This window comes from Micromonospora sp. MP36 (genome assembly GCF_008119785.1).
In the GTDB taxonomy this organism is placed as follows: domain Bacteria; phylum Actinomycetota; class Actinomycetes; order Mycobacteriales; family Micromonosporaceae; genus Micromonospora.
In genome coordinates this window covers 35,534-55,596 of sequence record NZ_VSFA01000025.1, presented here as the reverse complement: position 1 = coordinate 55,596, position 20,063 = coordinate 35,534, and the positions used below count along the sequence as shown (strand labels likewise).

16 protein-coding genes are annotated in these 20,063 nt (G+C 73.4%); 9 read left to right on the top strand and 7 right to left on the bottom strand.

Features of this window, described 5'->3' with window-relative positions; genetic code table 11:
- The first annotated feature begins 14 nt into the window (after positions 1-14).
- Positions 15-1,184, top strand: coding sequence for an FAD-dependent monooxygenase (locus FXF52_RS18770; protein ID WP_148798303.1), 1,170 nt, complete (start codon positions 15-17; stop codon positions 1,182-1,184).
- Here the strand turns inward: FXF52_RS18770 and FXF52_RS18765 are convergent.
- Positions 1,178-2,218, bottom strand: a complete 1,041-nt coding sequence (locus FXF52_RS18765; RefSeq protein ID WP_148798301.1) for a S66 peptidase family protein — start codon at positions 2,216-2,218, stop codon at positions 1,178-1,180. The genes FXF52_RS18770 and FXF52_RS18765 overlap by 7 nt on opposite strands.
- A 130-nt stretch (positions 2,219-2,348) precedes the next feature.
- Between FXF52_RS18765 and FXF52_RS18760 the strand changes: the two genes are divergently transcribed.
- The gene (locus tag FXF52_RS18760; protein ID WP_148798299.1) at positions 2,349-3,404 is read left to right on the top strand and encodes a hypothetical protein; all 1,056 of its coding nucleotides are present in this window, start codon (positions 2,349-2,351) and stop codon (positions 3,402-3,404) included.
- Between the two features lie 123 nt (positions 3,405-3,527).
- Positions 3,528-6,314 carry a phosphoenolpyruvate carboxylase gene (ppc, locus tag FXF52_RS18755; RefSeq protein WP_148798297.1) on the top strand — a complete coding sequence of 929 codons (2,787 nt, stop codon included), beginning with the start codon at positions 3,528-3,530 and terminating at the stop codon, positions 6,312-6,314.
- A 71-nt stretch (positions 6,315-6,385) separates the two neighbouring features.
- Here the strand turns inward: ppc and FXF52_RS18750 are convergent, their stop codons facing one another.
- Complete coding sequence (locus tag FXF52_RS18750; RefSeq protein ID WP_148798295.1) at positions 6,386-7,237, bottom strand: DUF2076 domain-containing protein; 852 nt, start codon at positions 7,235-7,237, stop codon at positions 6,386-6,388.
- Between the two features lie 54 nt (positions 7,238-7,291).
- Between FXF52_RS18750 and FXF52_RS18745 the strand changes: the two genes are divergently transcribed.
- Entirely contained in the window at positions 7,292-8,479 is a 1,188-nt protein-coding gene (locus tag FXF52_RS18745; protein WP_148798293.1) for a DNA recombination protein RmuC, read from the top strand.
- A gap of 142 nt (positions 8,480-8,621) precedes the next feature.
- Complete coding sequence (locus tag FXF52_RS18740) at positions 8,622-11,924, top strand: S8 family serine peptidase (RefSeq protein ID WP_148798291.1); 3,303 nt, start codon at positions 8,622-8,624, stop codon at positions 11,922-11,924.
- A 61-nt stretch (positions 11,925-11,985) separates the two neighbouring features.
- On the opposite strand, the gene FXF52_RS18735 is transcribed toward FXF52_RS18740, so the two are convergent.
- A complete protein-coding gene (locus FXF52_RS18735; RefSeq protein ID WP_148798289.1) occupies positions 11,986-12,381 on the bottom strand; it encodes a hypothetical protein in 396 nt (131 codons plus the stop codon).
- A gap of 41 nt (positions 12,382-12,422) precedes the next feature.
- The gene (locus FXF52_RS18730; RefSeq protein ID WP_148798287.1) at positions 12,423-13,412 is read right to left on the bottom strand and encodes a 4-hydroxy-3-methylbut-2-enyl diphosphate reductase; all 990 of its coding nucleotides are present in this window, start codon (positions 13,410-13,412) and stop codon (positions 12,423-12,425) included.
- A 214-nt stretch (positions 13,413-13,626) separates the two neighbouring features.
- Here FXF52_RS18730 and xseA point away from each other — a divergent pair, with 214 nt between their 5' ends.
- Positions 13,627-14,847 (top strand): exodeoxyribonuclease VII large subunit, encoded by a 1,221-nt coding sequence (xseA, locus tag FXF52_RS18720; protein WP_187413579.1) that lies wholly within the window; start codon positions 13,627-13,629, stop codon positions 14,845-14,847.
- A gap of 14 nt (positions 14,848-14,861) precedes the next feature.
- Positions 14,862-15,077 carry an exodeoxyribonuclease VII small subunit gene (locus FXF52_RS18715; RefSeq protein ID WP_148798283.1) on the top strand — a complete coding sequence of 72 codons (216 nt, stop codon included), beginning with the start codon at positions 14,862-14,864 and terminating at the stop codon, positions 15,075-15,077.
- Between the two features lie 31 nt (positions 15,078-15,108).
- Here FXF52_RS18715 and FXF52_RS18710 read toward each other — a convergent pair whose 3' ends face one another.
- Positions 15,109-15,945, bottom strand: a complete 837-nt coding sequence (locus FXF52_RS18710) for a hypothetical protein (RefSeq protein ID WP_148798282.1) — start codon at positions 15,943-15,945, stop codon at positions 15,109-15,111.
- A 265-nt stretch (positions 15,946-16,210) separates the two neighbouring features.
- Complete coding sequence (locus FXF52_RS18705; RefSeq protein WP_148798280.1) at positions 16,211-16,903, bottom strand: DUF4245 domain-containing protein; 693 nt, start codon at positions 16,901-16,903, stop codon at positions 16,211-16,213.
- Positions 16,904-17,061: 158 nt separating this feature from the next.
- Here FXF52_RS18705 and glpX point away from each other — a divergent pair, with 158 nt between their 5' ends.
- Together glpX and FXF52_RS18695 are read left to right on the top strand one after the other, a co-directional pair.
- Positions 17,062-18,093 carry a class II fructose-bisphosphatase gene (gene glpX, locus FXF52_RS18700; RefSeq protein WP_148798278.1) on the top strand — a complete coding sequence of 344 codons (1,032 nt, stop codon included), beginning with the start codon at positions 17,062-17,064 and terminating at the stop codon, positions 18,091-18,093.
- On the top strand, positions 18,090-19,091 hold the full coding sequence (locus tag FXF52_RS18695) for a DMT family transporter (RefSeq protein ID WP_148798276.1): 1,002 nt from the start codon (positions 18,090-18,092) through the stop codon (positions 19,089-19,091). The genes glpX and FXF52_RS18695 overlap by 4 nt, the downstream gene beginning before the upstream one ends.
- A 13-nt stretch (positions 19,092-19,104) precedes the next feature.
- Here the strand turns inward: FXF52_RS18695 and FXF52_RS18690 are convergent, their stop codons facing one another.
- Entirely contained in the window at positions 19,105-20,034 is a 930-nt protein-coding gene (locus tag FXF52_RS18690; protein ID WP_148798274.1) for an NAD-dependent epimerase/dehydratase family protein, read from the bottom strand.
- Between the last annotated feature and the right edge of the window lie 29 nt (positions 20,035-20,063).

Sequence of the window (20,063 nt, the reverse complement as noted above, 5' to 3'; positions counted from 1 at the left end):
AGGGGAGCCCGCAGATGAGCGCGGTACGGACGGCACTGGTGATCGGTGGCGGCATCGGCGGCACGGTCACCGCGATGGCACTCGCCCGGGCAGGCATCGAGGCGACGGTTCACGAGGCGTACCCGGGGGACGCCGACGGGGTCGGCGCGATGCTGAGCCTGGCCCCGAACGGCCTGGCGGCCCTGCGGATCGTCGAAGCGGAGGAGGCGGTCCAGGCCGCCGGCCACCCCGTCCCCGGCGTGGTCCTCGCGGACGGCGCGGGGAACCAGCTCAGCGAGTTCCACGGCTTCCCCGGGCTGCCCGCCACCCACGCGATGGCCCGCGCGGACCTGTACCGGGCGCTGACCGACCACGCGCTCGCCCGAGGCGTGAAGATCGATTACGGCAAGCGCCTCGTCGCGGCCGAGGAGCGCCCGGACGCGGTCACCGCCGTCTTCGCCGACGGCAGCACCGCGAGCGCCGACGTGCTGATCGGCGCGGACGGCATCCGTTCCACCGTCCGCACACTGATCGACCCGGCCGCACCCGGCCCCGAGTACGCCGGCGTGCTCGGCTTCGGCGGGCTGGCCGCCGAGGACACCGTGCCCGCCGCGCCCGGCACCATGTACTTCGCCTTCGGCAGCTCGTTCATCGGGTACTGGCGGCTGCCCGACGGTCAGCTCTGCTGGTTCGCCAGCCTGCCGCGTACCGAGCCGCTGAGCCGGGCGGAGGTCCACCGGATCCCGGCCGAACAGTGGCTGGCGGAGCTGCGCGAGCGCTACGCGGACCACGTCCCCGGCGCCCAACTGCTGGCGCACACCACACCCGACACCCTGATGGCGACCGGGCCGGTGGAGCGCATGCCGTCCGTGCCGCACTGGCACCGGGGACGCCTGGTCCTCGTCGGCGACGCGGTTCACGCCCCCTCGTCCAGCTCCGGGCAGGGTGCCTCGCTGGCCATCGAGAGCGCCATCGAGCTGGCCCGCTGCCTACGTGACCTGCCCGACCACGCCGCGTTCGACGCGTACGAGCGGCTGCGGCGCGGCCGGGTGGAGCTGATCGGCGGCAACGCGGCCGCCACGAACCGGGCCAAGGCCGGGCAGGCGGCCTCCCCGCCCACCCTGCCCAGCCCGGAGCAGATGTTCGGCCCCGTCCACCGTCACCTGATCGACTGGGACGCGACGGTGAGCCGCGCCGGTCAGTAACGCACCGAGATCCGGCGCTCGACGGCGTCGACCCGGACCTCCCCGCCGTACGGGATGATCAACTGCGGGTCGGTGTGGCCGAGGTCAACGTCGAACACCACCACAGCGTCGGGGTGGTACGCCGCCAGCGCCCGCGTGACCGCGTCCCGCTGCGCCTCGACGAACTCCCGGCGCTGCGCCGTGGTGTGCGGGCGGTCGAACTCCCACGCCTTGGCCCGGCCCACCAGCACCGCCGGGAAGCCGGCGAGCAGCCCACGCTCGCCCATGTTGCGCAGGATCCGGAAGACCTCGGTGGCCGAGGGCAGTTCCTCCGACGTCTCGATGATCAGCACCTCACCCGCGTGGTCCGCCACCGCACCGACCCGGTCGGTGGCCAGCAGCCAGTGCAGGATCTCCAGGTTCCCGCCCCAGGTACGCCCCTGCACCACGGTCGCCGGCCCCTGCCAGCGCCACCCGGTGCCGGGGAACATCACCGGCTCGTCCGCCAGCGTGGCCGGGTCCCGCCAGTCGTTCGGCTGGTCGCCCCACTCGGTGGCCGGGCTCAGGTCGTACCAGCCGGAGGTGAAGAGGGCGGCCCGCAGCGAGTCGAAGGTCAGCGGGTGCGGCTTGCCGGGCCGGCCGAGGTGCACCAGCACCGATCCGCCGTGGTACGCCACGTTCCCCAGCCGATAGAGGTGGTTGAGGACGTTGGTGTTGTCCGAGTAGCCGAAGTACGGCTTCGGGTTGGCCCGCAGCACCGCGTCGTCCAGGTGGGGCGTGACCGTGATCAGGTCTTCCCCGCCGACGGTGGCCAGCACGGCGGTGATCGTCGGATCGGCGAAGGCGGCGGTCAGGTCCCGCGCCCGGTCCCGCGGGTCGGCGCCCATCTGCCGGGTCGTCGGATACTCCACCGGCTCCAGCCCGAACTCGTCGCGCAGCCGGCGCAGCCCCAGTTCGTACACGTGGGGGAAGAGGCCCGGCAGCCCGGCGGACGGGGAGACCACGGCGACCCGGTCGCCGGGCTTCGGCTTGGCGGGATAGCGCAGCGACGTCATGCCGCGACGCTATCGGCCCGGGCCAGCGGATTTTCCGGCCGTCCGCCGGGCCGGCCGGTCGCGCCGGGCGGGGCGGGGCGGGGCGGCGAAACCGCACAACCCGGGCGAAGCGCCGCCCTAGGCTGGCCACGTGGGCGAGCAGGGGCGGGAGCTTCCGGTACGCGAGTGGCTGCCGCGGGCGGCCGGGCTGCTGATCGGCACGCTCGCCCTGGCCACCGCGTTCATCGCGGCGTACGTCGGGGCGCTGCACAAGCCGACCCCGCACGACCTGCCGGTCGGGGTGGCCGCGGGCGACCAGCGCGCCCAGGCGGTGCTGGCCGCCGTCCGCAGCCGGACCGACACGCTCAAGCCCGTCCAGTACGACAACCCGGACGGCGCCCTCGACGCCCTGCGGTCCCGCGAGGTCTACGCGGTGCTCCACGCCGACCCGGGCGGCGGCCTGACCCTCACCACGGCGAGCGCCAGCGCGCCCGCCGCCACCGATCTGGTCACCCAGGTGCTCACCCAAGCCGCCCGGCAGGCCAACCTGCCGCTCCAGGTCACCGACGAGGTGCCCACCGCCGCCGGCGACCCGCGCGGGTTGGTGCCGTTCTACCTTGCGGTCGGCCTGGTCCTCGGGGGCTACCTGGCGTCCACCGCCCTGGGCATCTCGCTCGGCACCGCACCCCGCAGCCTGCGCCGCGCCGGCCTGCGGATCGCCACCCTCGCGGTGCACTCCGTGCTGCTCGGAATCATCGGCGCGGTGCTGGTCGGGCCGGTGATGCACATCTGGGACCACGAGGTCGCGGTGGTCTTCCTGGTGGGCGCGCTCACCGTGTTCGCCGCCGGCATGGTCGCCGCGGCGGTGCAGGGGTGGCTGGGGCTGCTCGGCACCGGGCTGGTGATCCTGCTGCTGGTGGTGCTCGGCAACCCCGGCTCGGGCGGCATCTACGCCCCGGAGTTCCTGCCCGCTTTCCTGCGCGGGATGCACCGGTGGAACGTCCCCGGCCTGGCCACCGACTCGCTCAAGTCGGCCGTCTACTTCGACTGGCGGGGCGCGCGCTGGCCGCTGGTGGCACTGGGGATCTGGGCCGTGCTCGGGATCCTCGGGCTGGTCACCGCGACGCTCTTCCGGGTGCACCGGCGCGCCGTCCGGGCCGCGCGGGCCCGGCCGGCCGCACCCGGGAGACCGATGGCCGATGGCTGAACCGGTCGATCCGTCCCGGAGTGCAGATCATCACCCCGTCCCCCTCCTGACACCGGGGCCCACGCGGATACGATCCAGGGAGTCGGACAGCGCTGTCCTTCGTACTCGCGTAAGGAGCGCACCGTGACCGACCAGCACGACCACGACGGGCCCGACGCCGCTCTCCGGGCCGACATCCGCCGCCTCGGCACCCTGCTCGGGCAGACCCTCGCCCGCCAGGAGGGCCGGCCGCTCCTCGACCTGGTCGAGGAGATCCGCGCGCAGGTCCGCTCCGACGCCCCCGCCGCCGCGCAGCGCCTCGCCGGCCTGGACGTCACCACCGGCACGAAGCTGGCCCGCGCCTTCTCCACCTACTTCCACCTGGCCAACATCACCGAGCAGGTGCACCGGGCCCGCGACCTGCGCCGCCGCCGGGCGATGCACGGCGGCTGGCTGGACCAGGCGGCCAAGATGATCGCCGAGCGCGGAGTCCCGGCCGAGGAGATCGCCGCGGTGGCCCGCCGGCTCGCGGTACGCCCGGTCTTCACCGCCCACCCCACCGAGGCGGCCCGCCGGTCGATCCTGTCCAAGCTGCGCGCCATCGCCGACGAACTCGACGCGGAGACCGCCAACGCCATCCTCTACGGGGCCAGCGACGAGGGCCCGGCCAACCGGCGCCTGGCCGAGCTGCTGGACCTGATGTGGCAGACGGACGAGCTGCGGCTGGACCGGCCCGACCCGACCGACGAGGCCCGCAACGCCATCTACTACCTGCGCGACCTGCACGCCGAGGCCGCCCCGCAGGTCCTCGACGACCTCGCCGACACGCTGCGCACCCTGGGCGTGGAGACCTCGCCGACCGCCCGCCCGCTCACCTTCGGCACCTGGATCGGCGGCGACCGGGACGGCAACCCCTTCGTCACCCCGACGGTCACCCGCGAGGTGCTGCGGATCCAGCACGAGCACGGCATCGAGGCCACCGAGAAGGCGATGGACGAGCTCATCAGTGAAGTCTCCGTCTCCCGCCGGCTGCGCGCGGTCTCGCTGGACCTCTCCGCCAGCCTCGCCACCGACCTGGACGCGCTGCCCGAGGTGGCGCCCCGGTTCCGCCGGGTCAACGCCGAGGAGCCCTACCGGCTCAAGGCGCGGTGCGTGAAGGCGAAGCTGGCCAACACCCGGGAGCGGCTGCGCAACGACACCCCGCACGTGCCCGGGCGGGACTACCGCGGCTCCGCCGAGCTGATCGCGGATCTGGAGCTGCTGCGCGCCTCGCTGGCCCGCAACTCCGGGCAGCTCACCGCCGTGGGCCGGCTCGCCTCGACGATCCGTACGGTCTCCGCGTTCGGGCTGCACCTGGCCACCATGGACGTCCGTGAGCACGCCGAGGCGCACCACGCGGTCCTCGCCCAGCTCTACGGGGCGGTCGGCGAGGTGTCCGACTACCCGTCGCTGAGCCGGCTGGAGCGCACCAAGCTGCTCGCCGACGAGCTGGCCGGCCGCCGGCCGCTCTCCACCCTCGACACGCCGCTCACCGAGAACGCCCGGAAGACGTTCGACGTGTTCGGGGCGATCCGCGAGGCCCAGGACCGGTTCGGCGCCGAGGTGATCGAGTCGTACATCATCTCGATGACCCTCGGCGTGGACGACGTGCTCGCCGCGGTGGTGCTGGCCCGCGAGGCCGGCCTGATCGACGTGCACAGCGGCCGGGCCCGGATCGGCTTCGTGCCGCTGCTGGAGACCCCGGCGGAACTGAACGCCGGCGGCGAACTGCTGGACGAACTGCTGTCGCTGCCGGCGTACCGGGCGCTGGTCGCGGCCCGGGGCGACGTGCAGGAGGTGATGCTGGGCTACTCCGACTCCAACAAGGAGGCCGGCATCACCACCAGCCAGTGGTCCATCCACCGGGCCCAGCGGGCGCTGCGCGACGTGGCCGCCCGGCACGGCGTGCACCTGCGGCTCTTCCACGGCCGGGGCGGCACGGTCGGCCGGGGCGGTGGCCCCACCCACGACGCCATCCTGGCCCAGCCGTACGGCACCCTGGACGGCGCGATCAAGGTGACCGAGCAGGGCGAGGTCATCTCCGACAAGTACACGCTGCCCGCGCTGGCCCGGGAGAACCTGGAGCTGACCGTGGCCGCGGTGCTCCAGGCGACGCTGCTGCACACCGCGCCCCGGCAGCCGGCCGAGATGCTGGAACGCTGGGACGCGACCATGGACGTGGTCTCCGAGGCGGCGTTCCGGTCGTACCGGTCGTTGGTCGAGGACCCGGACCTGGCCGCGTACTTCTGGGCCTCCACCCCCACCGAGCTGCTGGGTCAGCTGAACATCGGCTCCCGGCCGGCGAAGCGGCCGAACACCGGCGCCGGCCTGGCGGGCCTGCGGGCCATCCCATGGGTGTTCGGCTGGACGCAGACCCGGCAGATCGTCCCCGGCTGGTTCGGCGTCGGGTCCGGGCTGGCCGCCGCGCGTGCCGCCGGTCTGGAGGACGTGCTCGCCGAGATGCACCGCAACTGGCACTTCTTCCGCACGTTCCTGTCGAACGTCGAGATGATGCTGACCAAGACCGACCTCACCATCGCCCGCCGGTACGTCGAGACCCTGGTCCCGAAGAAGCTGCACCCGATCTTCGAAAAGATCGAGCAGGAGTACGAGCTGACCAAGCAGGAGGTGCTGGCGGTCACCGCCTCGCCGGCCCTGCTGGAGAACTCGCCCGTCCTCCAGCGGACGCTGGCGGTGCGCGACACCTACCTCGAGCCGCTGCATCACCTCCAGGTGGCGCTGCTGCGGCAGTACCGGGACTCCGGCGCCGCGGGCCGCGCGGTGGCGACCGCGCCCGGCGGCCGCCGCGCCCCCAACGACGGTACGGCGCTGGAGCGGGCGCTGCTGACCACGGTCAACGGCATCGCCGCCGGCATGCGCAACACCGGCTGACCGACGTCGGACCGCAACGGGCCCCGGTCACGCCGACCGGGGCTCGTTGCCGTGCTGCGCTCAGCGGCCGGTCACCAGTCGCCGCCGCCGAAGTCGCCCCCACCGAAGTCCCCGCCGCCGAAGTCACCGAAGCCGCCGTAGTCGCCCCCGGCGGAATAGTCTCCGCCGGAGAAGTCGCCACCGCCCTGACCGCCGGTGAACTGGTCGCCGCCGAACTGGTCGCCGCCGAAGTCGTTACCCTGGTCGCCGTAGTCCTGGCCGTCGCCGAAGCCGTCCTGGAAGCCCTCCTGGTAGCCGGCCTCGTAGCCGTAACCAGGGTCGGCGAAGGCGGGTGAGAAGAGGGCGTCGGCGATCAGCATGCCGCCGATCACCCCGGCCCCGGCGCCGAGCGCGGTCTTCCACCACGGCGTCGAGTACCAGCCGGCGGGCACCCGCCGCCCCTGCCAGTTGCCGCCCGGGTAGTAGTAGGGGGTGTGGTTGCCCGGCTGCGGGCCGGCCCGGTAGGTCTGCCCCTGCACGTTGACCTCGCGCTCCTTGGTGAGCACCCCGGCGCCCCGGGCGGCGGCCAGCGGCGGCAGCTCCGGCCCCGGGTCGATGCCCAGCGCGGTCCGCGCCGCCCGGATGTACGCCAGCCCCTCCAGCGCGGTCTCCCGGGCCAGCGCGAACTGGTGCGGGGTGCGCGCCTGCTCCAACTGGGAGCCGGCCGCGTTGTACCGCTCGCCCGCGTCGGCCAGCGCCTGGCGTACCGCCGGGGCGTCGCCGTGCAGGTTCATCAGCTGCCCGCCGAGCCGCTCGTACCAGCGCTGCGCCTCGGCCCGGGCGTCGGCCAGCTCGGTGGCCCTGCGCGACCTGCTCCCCCACCGCCAGAACACCAGGGCACCTCCGAGCATCAGCACCAGGACGAACCACAGCGCAACTCTCATGACTCGACGGTACCCACGCCGGTCACGTCGTACCTGTTTGGCAAGCTTCGGAGGGTGACGAGCATCGCAACGCTGGCCGTGGTGATCATCTGTCTCGCCGCCGGCGGCGCGGTGGGCTGGCTGGCCGCCAAGTCCCGCTCGGCGACCCAGATCGCCCGGCTGGAGGCGACCCTCGCCGCCACCCGCGAGGGCGAGGGGCGGCTGGAGCAGTCGATGCGGGCGCTCAGCTACGAGGCGACCGCCCAGTCGCAGGAGGCCGTGGCGCGGGCGGTGGCCCCGCTGCACGACACCCTCCGGCGCTACGAGCAGCGGGTCGCCGAGCTGGAGCACGACCGGGTCGACGCGTACGCGGAGCTGCGCGAGCAGGTGCGGGCGATGAGCACGGTCTCCGGGGAGCTGCGCACCGAGACCAAGCAGCTCGTCGCGGCGCTGCGCGCCCCGCAGGTCCGCGGCCGCTGGGGCGAGCACCAGCTCCGCCGGATCGTCGAGGCGGCCGGGATGCTGGAGCACTGCGACTTCTCCGAGCAGGTCACCGCCGCCACCGACCACCAGGGGGTACGCCCCGACCTGGTGGTCCGGCTGCACGGCGGCCGGACGGTGGTGGTCGACGCCAAGGCGCCCTTCGACGCGTACCTGACCGCCATGGAGGCACGCGACGAGCGGGGGCGGGACACCCACCTCGACGCGCACGCCCGGCACCTGCGGGCGCACGTGGACTCCCTGGCCGCCAAGTCCTACTGGGCCGCGTTCGACCAGTCGCCCGAGTTCGTGGTGCTCTTCGTGCCGGCGGACCCGTTCCTCGACGTGGCGTTGCAGCGCGACCCGACGCTGCTGGAGCACGCGTTCGCCCGCAACGTGGTGCTGGCCACGCCGGCCACCCTGGTGGCGCTGCTGCGCACCGTGGCCTACTCGTGGCGGCAGGAGGCCCTGGCCCGCAACGCCGCCACGGTGCACTCGCTGGCCCGCGAGCTGTACGGGCGACTGTCCACCCTGGGCGACCACGTGGGCAAGCTGGGCACCTCGCTGGGCGGGGCGGTGACCGCGTACAACCGGGCGGTGGGTTCGCTGGAGGCGCGGGTGCTGGTCAGCGCCCGCAAGCTGGCCGAGCTGGGCGTCTCCGACCAGGCGTTGACCGCTCCGCCCCAGGTCGAGGTGGCGCCCCGCCAGCCGCAGGCGCCGGAGCTGCTGTCGCCCGGCACCGGCCCGGCGTCCACATCGGCCGGACGGGACATCGAGGACTGACCGGGCGACGACCACGACCGATCCGTGTCACGGACTGATCACAACCGACCTCGCGCTAGTGACACCGGCACGGCCCACCCCGAAGGATCTCGGTTACCTGTGCCCTGTTCCTGAAGGGCCCTGTTCTCTGGAGGAAGAGAACGTGAGTCAACCCCGCAACCGGAGCCGGCGCACCTCCGCCGCGCTCTTCGCCTCGGTCCTGGCGGCCGGCGCCATGACCATCGGGAGTGGTGCCGCCACCGCGAGCGCCGCGCCCGCCGCCGCTCCCGACGCCGCCCAGCCGACCGCCGCTGAGACGCTCGGTGCGCACGACGCCAAGCTTCTCGACGAGGCGGAGGCGAAGCACGCCCCCACCGTCACCCTGATCATCGCTGCCAAGCAGGGCTCGGCCAAGAAGGTCGCCGACGGGCTCAAGGGCCTCGGCGCCGCGGTCACCCAGCGGTACGACCAGGTCGGCTTCCTGCTGGCCAAGGTCCCCACCGGGAAGGTCCTCAAGGCCGCCACGCTGCCGGGTGTCTCGGCGGTCGACCTCGACGAGACCATCAAGCTGCCCGACCCGACCCCCGAGGCCGCCCCGGCCGGCGCGAAGATCGCCAAGCAGGGCGAGACGCTGGCCGGCCCGGGCGCGGACACCGGTGCCGTCAACCCGTACATGCCGACCAACGAGACCGGCGCGGAGGCCTTCAAGGCCGCACACCCGACCTGGGACGGCCGCGGCGTCACCATCGGCATCATGGACTCCGGTGTGGACCTGGACCAGCCGGCGCTCCAGAAGACCACCACCGGCGAGCGCAAAATCGTCGACTGGGTCACCGCGACCGACCCGTTCGAGGACGCCTCCTGGCGCGCGATGATCACCGAGGTGAGCGGCCCGTCGTTCACCACCTCGCTCGGCACCTGGAAGGCGCCGGCCGGCACGTACAAGTTCAACGTCTTCCGGGAGAACATCACCGCCGCCAGCGACGCCGGCGGCGACGTGAACCGCGACGGTGACAAGACCGACTTCTGGGGCATCCTGTACGACCAGGCCACCGGCAACATCTGGGTGGACGCCAACCAGAACAACGACTTCACCGACGACGAGCTGATGCGGCCGTACAAGGAGAAGTTCCAGGTCGGCCACTTCGGCACGGACAACCCGCCCACCGCGGTACGGGAACAGATCCCGTTCGTGGTCGAGTACCGTCGCAACGTCGACACCACTCCGGTCGGCGGCCCCGGCCTGGTCGACTACGTCAACATCGGCATCATCGAGAGCACCCACGGCACGCACGTCGCCGGCATCACCGCCGCCAACGACATGCTGGGCAACAGCGCCTTCGACGGCGCGGCCCCGGGCGCCAAGCTGGTCTCCGCCCGGGCCTGCTCGTGGGGCGGCGGCTGCACCTACGCGGCGCTCACCACCGGCATGGTCGACCTGGTGGTCAACCGCAAGGTCGACGTGATCAACATGTCGATCGGCGGGCTGCCGGCGCTGAACGACGGCGCCAACGCCCGCGCCCAGCTCTACAACACCCTGATCACCACGTACGGCGTGCAGATGTTCATCTCGGCCGGCAACTCCGGCCCGGGCCTGAACACCGTCGGCGACCCGTCGGTCGCGGACAACGTGGTCAGCGTCGCCGCCAACATCAGCAAGGACACCTGGCTGGCCAACTACGGCTCGGTCGTCCGCAAGGACAACGCGCTGTTCAACTTCTCCTCGCGCGGCCCGCGTGAGGACGGCGGGTTCAAGCCGAACATCGCCGCCCCCGGCTCGGCCATCTCGACCGCGCCGACCTGGCAGCCCGGCGTCCCCGTCGCGGAGGCCGGCTACCCGCTGCCCCCGGGCTACCAGATGCTGAACGGCACCTCGATGGCCTCCCCGCAGGCCACCGGTGCCGCCGCGCTGCTGCTCTCCGCCGCCAAGGCCACCGGCCAGGCGGTCACCCCGGCCGCGCTGCGCCGGGCCATCTACACCTCCGCCAAGCCGATCGCGGGCGTCCCGACGTACGCGCAGGGCTACGGCATGTTCAACGTGCCGGGCGCGTGGAAGCTGCTGGCCCAGGGCGTGACGACCCGCACCTACACCTCCGCGGCGGCGGTCTGCACCGAGCTGTCGGCGAACCTGGCGAAGTACAACGAGCAGCTCGGCACCTTCGAGCCGAGCCCGAACGTGGGCACCGGCATCCACAACCGCTGCGCCGCCGACCGCGGTGGCCAGAAGGTGAAGGAGGGCCGCTTCTACGCGGTCAAGCTGACCCGGACCAGCGGCCCGAACAAGAGCATCAGGCACGAGATCGCCTTCCGCGGCAACGACGGCACCTTCACCGCGCCGGCCGTCGTTTGGCTGCCGCTGAACAAGACCGTCACGGTCCAGGTGAAGGCCAAGCCGATGACCGCCGGCGCGCACGGCGCCATCATGACCGTTGACGACCCGGCCACCCCGGTGGTCGACTTCGAGGTCTCCACCGTGGTGGTCGCCTCGAACACGGTCAGCGCCCCGGCCTACTCGTTCTCCACCCAGGGCTCCGTGGAGCGCAACGGGTTCACCTCGTACTACGTGACGGTTCCCCAGGGCGCCGGCGCGCTGCAGGTGAACCTGTCCGGCGTCGCCACCGGCTCGCAGACCCGGTTCATCGCCATCAACCCGTACGGCGTGCCGGTGGAGAGCACCGCGAGCACGGCCTGCTACACCAACTTCTCCGACGCCGCCGCCTGCAAGCCGCAGGAGCGGGACTACCAGAACCCGATCCCGGGCGTCTGGGAGATCGAGGTGGAGGCCCGGCGTACCTCGCCGACGCTGGACAACCCGTTCCAGCTGCAGGCGCGGGTGCAGGGCGTCAAGGTCGAGCCGGGCGTCGTCGAACTGCCGTCCGTCACCGCTGGCGCGCCCACCGAGGTGAGCTGGGGCCTGACCAACACCTTTGGTCCGGTCCAGGTGACCGGTGTGGGTGGCCCGCTCTCCAGCGTGCGCGCCGAGCGGCCGACCATCACCGAGGGCACCGTCCAGGAGTACACGGTCGACATCCCGGCCGGCGTGTCCAGCTTCACCGCCCGGATCGGCAACCCGGCCAACCCCAGCACCGACCTCGACCTGTACGTCTTCCTCGGCACCACCGAGGTCGGCCGCTCGGCCGACGGTGACTCGGAGGAGGCGGTGACCCTGCGGAACCCGGCTCCCGGCACCTACCGGGTGCGGATCGACGGGTACGCGGTGGACGGCGCCGGCGGCAGCACCGCCTACGACTACCGGGACTCGTTCGCCTCGGCGTCGCTGGGTAACGTCTCCGCCCCGGCCACGCCGCTGACCCTGGCCAACGGCGCCACCGCGACCCTGACCGGTACGGTGACCGCCCTGGCCACCCCGGCCGCCGGCCGGGAGCTCTTCGGCGACCTGGCCGTCACCACCACCGAGGGCGCGGTCGTCGGCCGCGGCTCGGTGGCCATCGGCACGGTCAACTGACCCATCAAACCCGAGGAGCCCCGCCCCCGACCAGGGGGCGGGGCTCCTCGCTTTCCGCGGGTCAGGCGGGTTTGGCGGTCTCGACGACGAAGGGGGTGCCCTGCTGGCAGGTGGTCATCATGCCGGGCTGGGCGTGGCCGGTGACGGTGACCCGGGCACCGGCCTTCAGCACGTCACGCGGGCCGCCGACCAGCAGGTTTCCGTCGAGCAGCAGGCAGTTCGGCTCCACCCCGGCCTGCACCGTGCCGGTGAGCGTGGTGGTGCCGGCGCTCGACGGCCCGCCCTTGGTGGGCGGTGTCGGGTCGGTCGGGCTGACGCTGGGGTCGGGGCTGGGCGTGCTGGTCACCGGGGCGGCTCCCGTCGGGCCGGGGCCGGCAGTCTCGGCGCCCGGGCCGGCGCAGGCGGTGAGCGCGGCGCCGGCGAGCAGGGCGACGATCGCCGTCCGAGGAGTCTTCATGAGCGGTTGGACGTACCGGGCGGCCGATCCGTTCCGCCGGGTCAGCCGCGAGCGGCCGCGGCGGCCTTCAGGTCGCGCTTGAGCTCCTGCGGCAGCGAGAAGGTCAGCCGCTCGTTGGCGGTGGTGACCTCCTCCACGTCGGTGAAGCCCCGCTCGGCCAGGCGCGCGAGCACCTGCTGAACCAGCTCGTCCGGCACGCTGGCACCCGAGGTGACGCCGACCGTACGCGCGTCGGTCAGCCAGGCGTCGTCGATCTCGTGGGCGAAGTCGACCAGGTGCCCGGCCCGGGCGCCGGCGTCCAGGGCCACCTCGACCAGGCGTACCGAGTTGGAGGAGTTGCGCGAGCCCACCACGATCACCACGTCGCAGTCCGGGGCGATCTCCTTCACCACGTGCTGCCGGTTGGAGGTGGCGTAGCAGATGTCGTCGCTGGGCGGCGACTGGAGCAGCGGCAGCTTCTGCTTGAGCCGGGCCACCGTCTCCAGGGTCTCGTCGACGGAGAGGGTGGTCTGGGAGAGCCAGACGACCTTGCCGGGGTCGCGCACGGTGACCTTGTCGACGCCGTCCGGGCCGTCGACCAACTGGATGTGCGCGGGGGCCTCACCGGCGGTGCCGATGACCTCCTCGTGCCCCTCGTGGCCGATCAGCAGGATGTCGTAGTCCTCGGCCGCGAACCGCCGGGCCTCCTGGTGCACCTTGGTGACCAGCGGGCAGGTCGCGTCGATCGCCTTGAGCGAGCGCGCCTTCGCCTGCTCGTACACCTCGGGCGCGACGCCGTGCGCGGAGAAGATGACGGTGGCGCCCTCCGGCACTTCCTCGTTCTCCTCCACGAAGATCGCGCCCTTGGCCTCCAGGGTCTGCACCACGTGCTTGTTGTGCACGATCTGCTTGCGGACGTAGATCGGGGCGCCGTAGAGCCGCAACGCCTCCTCGACGGTCTGCACCGCCCGATCCACGCCCGCGCAGTAGCCGCGGGGCTTGGCCAGGAGCACGCGCTTGCCGGTCCGGAGAGTCGTCTCAGCCTCAGTCACCCAACCATCGTACGTGCCCGATTTTTCCCCGGCAGCGACCGCGAGCCTGACCCCAGCTCGCCACCGCGACCCGACGCCGCCGTACCACACCCGGGGCACGCCCGCCCGCTTGCACCCGTCGATCATGAGGTTGGCGGCGGTACGGGAGATCGACACCGCCGCCAACCTCATGATCGACGCGGGTGGTGTCGGCCCCGGGCCGTAGGGTGGGCGGGTGAGCACGGGCGAGGTGGAGCGGAGCACGTCCGAGGAGCCGTGGCCGGTCCGGGTGGTCAGCCAGAAGATCGGCGCCTGGATCGCCCGGCTGGGCTGGGTCTGGGTGGACGGTCAGGTGGCGCAGATCAGCCGCCGGCCCGGCGCCACCACCGTCTTCCTCACCCTGCGTGATCCGTCGGCAGATCTGAGCCTCACCGTCACCACCAACCGCGACGTGCTCGACGCGGGCGCGCCCGAGCTGCGCGAGGGCGCCCGGGTGGTGCTGCACGCCAAACCCGAGTTCTACGCCGCCCGGGGCACGCTCAGCCTGCGCGCCGACGAGATCCGCCAGGTCGGGCTCGGCGAGCTGCTGGCCCGGCTGGAGAAGCTCAAGAAGCTGCTGGCCGCGGAGGGGCTCTTCGATCGGGCCCGCAAGCGTCGCCCACCGTTCCTGCCCGGGCGGATCGGCCTGATCACCGGCCGCGCCTCGGCCGCCGAGCGGGACGTGCTGACCAACGCGCGCCGGCGCTGGCCGGCGGTGGAGTTCCGCACGGTCAACGTCGCGGTGCAGGGGCCGAGCGCGGTGCCGCAGATCGTCGACGCGCTGAAGGTGCTCGACGCCGACCCGACCATCGACGTGATCATCATCGCCCGGGGTGGCGGCAGCATCGAGGACTTGCTGCCCTTCTCCGACGAGGCGCTCTGCCGGGCGGTCTTCGCCTGCCGCACACCGGTGGTCAGCGCGATCGGCCACGAGACGGATGCGCCGCTGCTGGACTACGTCGCCGACGTCCGCGCCTCGACGCCGACGGACGCGGCGAAGCGGATCGTCCCCGACCTCACCGAGGAGGTACGCCTCATCGGCCAGGCCCGGTCCCGGCTGGAGCGGGCGGTCCGCAACCTGGTCGACCGGGAGCAGCACCGCCTCGACCTGCTGCGCTCCCGGCCGGTGCTGGCCCGCCCGCAGGTGATGGTCGACCAGCGGGCCGCCGAGGTCGCCGCGCTGCGCGACCGGACCGGCCGCTGCCTGGACCATCGGCTCGGCGCCGCCGCCGACGACCTGCGCCACACCCTGGCCCGGCTGCGCGCGCTCTCCCCCGCGGCGACCCTCGACCGGGGATACGCGATCGTCCAGCGGGCCGACGGCCACGTGGTACGCGCCGCGTCCGAGGTGACCAAGGGCGACCCGCTGCGGGTACGCCTCGCCGAGGGCGAACTCGCCGCGACCGTGGACGGCTGATGAAATGGAACCCGATGACTGACGAGAAGAAGGACGAGCGGCTCAGCTACGAGCAGGCTCGCGCCGAGTTGGCCGGCGTGGTCGAGCGGCTGGAGGCCGGCGGCACGTCGCTGGAGGAGTCGCTGGCGCTCTGGGAGCGCGGCGAGCAGCTCGCCGAGACCTGCCAGCGCTGGCTGGACGGCGCCCGGGCCCGCATCGACGCCGCCCGACAGCGCGCGGCGGAGCAGTGACGGGACGGCCGGAGCCGTCCCGTCACCAGCCTCAGTCGAACAGGTTGTAGAACTCCGGCGGCGCCTCGACGACCTGGTCGGCCGGGGGCTTCTGAGCGGCGCTGGCGTTGCCGTAGTCCGTGTAGGTGATCCGGATGTCCTGGGCGGCGCTCTGGCCGGCGGCCGGGACCTGCAGCACCAGCTCGCTGAGCCGGCCCTGCGGGTCGACCTTCGCGGTGAACGGCACCGACTTCGCCTGTGCCCCGAGCGCGGTGATCACGGCCGGGTCGAGCGAGCCCGCCTCGGCCGCCTTGGACACGTCGACGGTGCCCGCGTAGGTGCCCTCGCCGGTCTGCCGGACCTCGGTGATGCCCTGGGTCAGCACGGCGCTGCCGGCCGGGTCGAGCTTGTCGAAGTCGAAGCCCAGGGCCCGGTTGCCCTTGATCCGGGTCTGGTCGAGGTGCTGGTACTTGCCGAGGTTGAGCTTCTGCACGCCGGGGACGCTGCCGGCGGCCTTGCCGCCCAGCTCCAGCTTCACCCAGCTGTCCGGCTTGTAGTGGATCAGGTCCAGCTTCATCATCAGGTCCGACGACTGGTCGCCGATCGTCATCCGCATCTCCGCGCTCTGGCTCGGCTCGTGCACCTGCCCCTCGGCCGTGGAGCCGGCGCCGGACATGCTGAACCGGAAGTTGCCGTCGCGGATCGCGTTCGTGGAGTTGAGCAGGGCCTGCTTGGCGTCGCCGGGCGTACCGCTGGGCGCGACGCTGCCGGAGACGGTCGGGGAGGCGGAGGTCCCCGCCGCGCCGGTCCCGTTGTCGTTGCAGGCGGCCAGGGCGGGGCTGAGCAGTGCCGCGGCGAAGGCCGCCGCGCTGAAGCGTCGAATCTTCACGTGAACTCTCCAGGTGGGTCGTCCGGCCCACGGAGGTGCCGGAGGCGGGGCGCCGGAGCCGTGATGCAAGCTCCGGCGCACGAGCCCGGTCCGGCCGACGTCGCCGCCACCGGGCGGGCCCGTGTCCTCCTCTGTTCCCGGAAGCGAGGTTCGGCAATCCCTGTCCGTTCGGCACAGACGACCCGTGCCGGGTGTGGGCGACGGAGGTCGTCCCGCCTAGACCCGTGCCGGGTGGGCGACGGACGCCGTCGCGCCCACACCTGGATCAGCGCAGGGCGGTGGCGAGCTGGCGCAGCTCGTTGTCCCTGGCATCGCCGACGACGATCACCGTGCGGTTCGGTTCCAGCAGCACGAGCGCCTGCTCGTTGCTCCGGGCGGTGTAGCGCTGCCAGCTCACGCCGGCCAGGTCAGCGGGGCCCTGCGGCTGGCCACCCTTCAGCTCGACCGGCAGCAGCTTCTCGGCGGGTACGTTGCTCTCCACGAGTTGCGCGCCGCGCCCCTCCGGGGTCACGTAGCCGATGCGCAGCGTCGCGCCGCCCGCCTCGGCCTGGTAGCGGGCGCTGACCGTACGCCAGCCCGAGCTCAACCCCTCCGGCGAGCTGACCGGGAAGGCACCCGCCTCCCGGGCCTGCTGCACGGCGGGCGCCGGGTCGACGGCGGCCGGCTCGTCCCCACCCAGGACGCCGCGGTAGAAGGCGAGCAGCAGCGCGATCGGGACCAGCAGCACCAGCAGCGAGAGCGCCATGTCCCGGGGCGACCGCTCGGACCGCGCCCGGTCCTTACCGGCGGGCGGCGCGGGGTGTTCTCCCGTGGCGGCCAGTGGCGAGACCCCGCCCGACGCCACGAGGGCCGGTTCGCCGGACGTCTGGTTCGGCCCGGCGGTCGACCGGACGGGCGGCTGACCGTCCGGCGGGGTGACGTCGGTCGGTACACGATCGGCAGGCTGTGCGGCTTCCACCCGTCCATTCTCGCAGCCGTCCGGGTGACGTGATCCTGGCCTCCTCCGCCCCGGCCCGGCGCGGGAGCTGTCATCGTGTGAGGATCAGCGACAAAGCCGGCGGCGGCACGGCCGCAATCCGCCGGTCCACCCCGCAACGTCGCGAGGAGGAATCCGTGATGACAACCACCAGGACGCGGACCCCGCAGAACCTCGACCGCAACCTCGCCCTCGACCTGGTCCGGGTCACCGAGGCCGCGGCGATGGCGGCCGGCCGCTGGGTCGGCCGGGGCGACAAGGAAGGCGGTGACGGGGCAGCCGTCGACGCCATGCGCAAGCTGATCAACTCGATCCCGATGCGGGGGGTCGTGGTGATCGGCGAGGGCGAGAAGGACAACGCCCCGATGCTCTTCAACGGTGAGGAGGTCGGCGACGGGACGGGACCCGAGGTGGACGTGGCGGTCGACCCGATCGACGGCACCACCCTGATGAGCAAGGGCATGCCGAACGCGCTCGCGGTGCTCGCGGTCGCCGAACGCGGCGCGATGTTCGACCCGAGCGCCGTCTTCTACATGGAGAAGCTCGCCGTCGGCCCGATGTACGCCGACGTGGTCGACATCAACGCCGGGGTGGCCGAGAACATCCGCCGGATCGCCAAGGTCAAGGGCACCGACGCCGCCGAGGTGACGGTCTGCGTGCTGGACCGGTCCCGCCACGACGACCTGGTGAAGCAGATCCGGCGTACCGGGGCGGGCATCCGGCTCATCTCCGATGGCGACATCGCGGGCGCCATCGCCGCCGCCCGTGGCGAGTCGGACGTCGACGTGCTGATGGGCATCGGCGGCACCCCGGAGGGCATCACCGCGGCCTGTGCCCTCAAGTGCATGGGCGGCATGATGCAGGCCAAGCTCTGGCCGAAGGACGCCGAGGAGCGGGAGAAGGCGATCGCCGCCGGGCACGACCTCGACCGGGTGCTGTTCACCGACGACCTGGTCACCGGGGACAACTGCTTCTTCGTGGCGACCGGCGTGACCTCCGGCGACCTGCTGCGCGGCGTGCGCTACCGGGCCGGCGGGGCGTACACCCAGTCGATCGTGATGCGCTCCAAGAGCGGCACGATCCGCGTGATCGACTCGTACCACCGGCTGGAGAAGCTCGCCCTCTACTCGGCGGTCGACTTCGACGGACGACCCCTGGCCGAGCAGGAGTGACCACGACCGGGACGGCGGCGCCCCCCACGCTGCCGACCACGCGGCGGATCGCCGGTGTCGGGCTGGCCACCGCCTCGGGGGTCGCGGTGGCCGTCCAGTCCCGGATCAACGGCGAGCTCGGCGTACGCCTGGCGGACGGAATCGCCGCCGCGGTGGTCTCGTTCGGCCTGGGCCTGCTGGTGCTGCTGGTGCTGATCCCCGCCACCCCGGGCGGCCGGCGGGGGCTGGCCGCCCTCCGGGCGGCGCTGCGGGACGGCTCCCTGCGACCGTGGCAGTGCCTCGGCGGGGTGTGCGGCGCCTTCCTGGTGGCCACCCAGGGGCTGACCATCGGCACGCTCGGGGTGGCCGTGTTCACCGTGGCCGTGGTGGCCGGCCAGTCCGGCAGCAGCCTGCTGGTGGACCGGGCCGGCATCGGCCCGACCGGCCGCCAGCCGGTCACCCCGAACCGGCTGGTCGGCGCCGCGCTCACCGTGCTGGCCGTGCTGCTGGCGGTGAGCGGCCGGCTCGGCGACCAGCGCGCCCTGGCGCTGGCCCTGCTGCCGCTGGCGGCCGGGGTCGGGATCGCCTGGCAGCAGGCGGTGAACGGCCGGGTCCGGGGGGCCTCCGGCAGCGCCCTGGCCGCCACCCTGGTCAACTTCACGGTCGGCACCGCCGCGCTGCTCGCCACCTTCGCGGTGGAGGTGGCGGTCCGCGGCCGCCCGGCCGGTGCCCTGCCGAGCGAGCCCTGGCTCTATGTAGGTGGCCCGATCGGCATCGTGTTCATCGCGCTCGCCGCCGCCATCGTCCGCTTCACCGGCGTGCTGCTGCTCGGCCTGGCCACCATCGCCGGGCAGATCGTCGGCGCGGTCCTGCTGGACGTGGCTCTGCCGACGGCGGCCTCGCACCCCGGGCCGGCCACCCTGCTCGGCGCGGCGTTGACCCTGGTCGCGGTCCTCATCGCCGCGCTGGGCCCGCCGCCGCGCCTGCAAGCAGGGGCTCCTTCTAGCGCTCGCCGTTGAGCAGGGCCCCCGCTCAACGCCCCGACCGGCCGCGCAGCCCCGCGACCGTCTCCTTCACCGCCACGTCCAAGGGGGTCGGCTCGATCCCCAGGGTGGCGGTGGCGGCGGAGGAGTCCATCACGAACGGCCGGTCGAACTGGTAGGCGGTCTCCCGCAGCTCACGGGCCATCGGGTTGGCGAGGCCGCCGAGCCAGAGCACCGGGTAGGGCATCCGGGTCAGCTTCGGCGCCGGCGCGCCGACCAGGGCCGCCGCGCGGGCGGCCAGGTCCCGCATCGGTACGGCCGGCCCGCTGGGCACGTGCCAGGGCCGTCCCCAGGCCCGCTCGTCGGTCGCGGCGGCGACCAGGGTACGGGCGACATCCGGGATGTAGGTCCAGGTGTGCGGGGCGTCCCAGTCGACCGGCAGGAAGGCCCGCCGTCCGTCGAGCACCCGGGGCAGCACCATCATCGCCAGCGAGGTGCCGCCGACCCCGAGATAGTCGGAGCCGCGTACCTCGGTGACCCGCACCCGGCCGGCCCGGTGCGCGGCCAGCGCGTCGGCCCACATCCGGTTCCGCACCTGCCCCTTGGTGCCGGTCGCGGCGGGCGGGGTCGCCTCGGTCATCGGGGCGTCGACCGGGCCGTACCCGTAGAGGTTGCCGACGGTGGCGAGCACTGCGCCGGTCCGCTCGGCGGCGGTGAGCAGCGCGGCGGCCAGCGGCGGCCAGTCCACCGGCCACCGGTGATAGGCCGGGTTGGCGCAGTTGTGGAGCGCGACCGCGCCCTCGGTGAGCACGGTCAGCCGGGCGGCGTCGGCGGCGTCGGCGGCGACCCGCTCGATCGCGGGGTGCTCGGGTCCGGTGCCGCGGCGGGTCACCACCCGCACCCGGTCGCCCCGCTCGGCGAGGAGACGGGCGGTGGCGGAGCCGACGGGTCCGGCGCCGACGATCACGTGCAGGGCCATGGAGGGCCACCCTTCGAAGCAGGGATCCG

Coding starts and splice junctions, on each gene's coding strand:
- FXF52_RS18770 (WP_148798303.1), top strand. CDS start 15: ATGAGCGCGGTACGGACGGCACTGGTGATCGGTGGCGGCATCGGCGGC.
- FXF52_RS18765 (WP_148798301.1), bottom strand. CDS start 2,218: ATGACGTCGCTGCGCTATCCCGCCAAGCCGAAGCCCGGCGACCGGGTC.
- FXF52_RS18750 (WP_148798295.1), bottom strand. CDS start 7,237: ATGAGAGTTGCGCTGTGGTTCGTCCTGGTGCTGATGCTCGGAGGTGCC.
- FXF52_RS18735 (WP_148798289.1), bottom strand. CDS start 12,381: ATGAAGACTCCTCGGACGGCGATCGTCGCCCTGCTCGCCGGCGCCGCG.
- FXF52_RS18715 (WP_148798283.1), top strand. CDS start 14,862: ATGACTGACGAGAAGAAGGACGAGCGGCTCAGCTACGAGCAGGCTCGC.
- glpX (WP_148798278.1), top strand. CDS start 17,062: ATGACAACCACCAGGACGCGGACCCCGCAGAACCTCGACCGCAACCTC.
- FXF52_RS18690 (WP_148798274.1), bottom strand. CDS start 20,034: ATGGCCCTGCACGTGATCGTCGGCGCCGGACCCGTCGGCTCCGCCACC.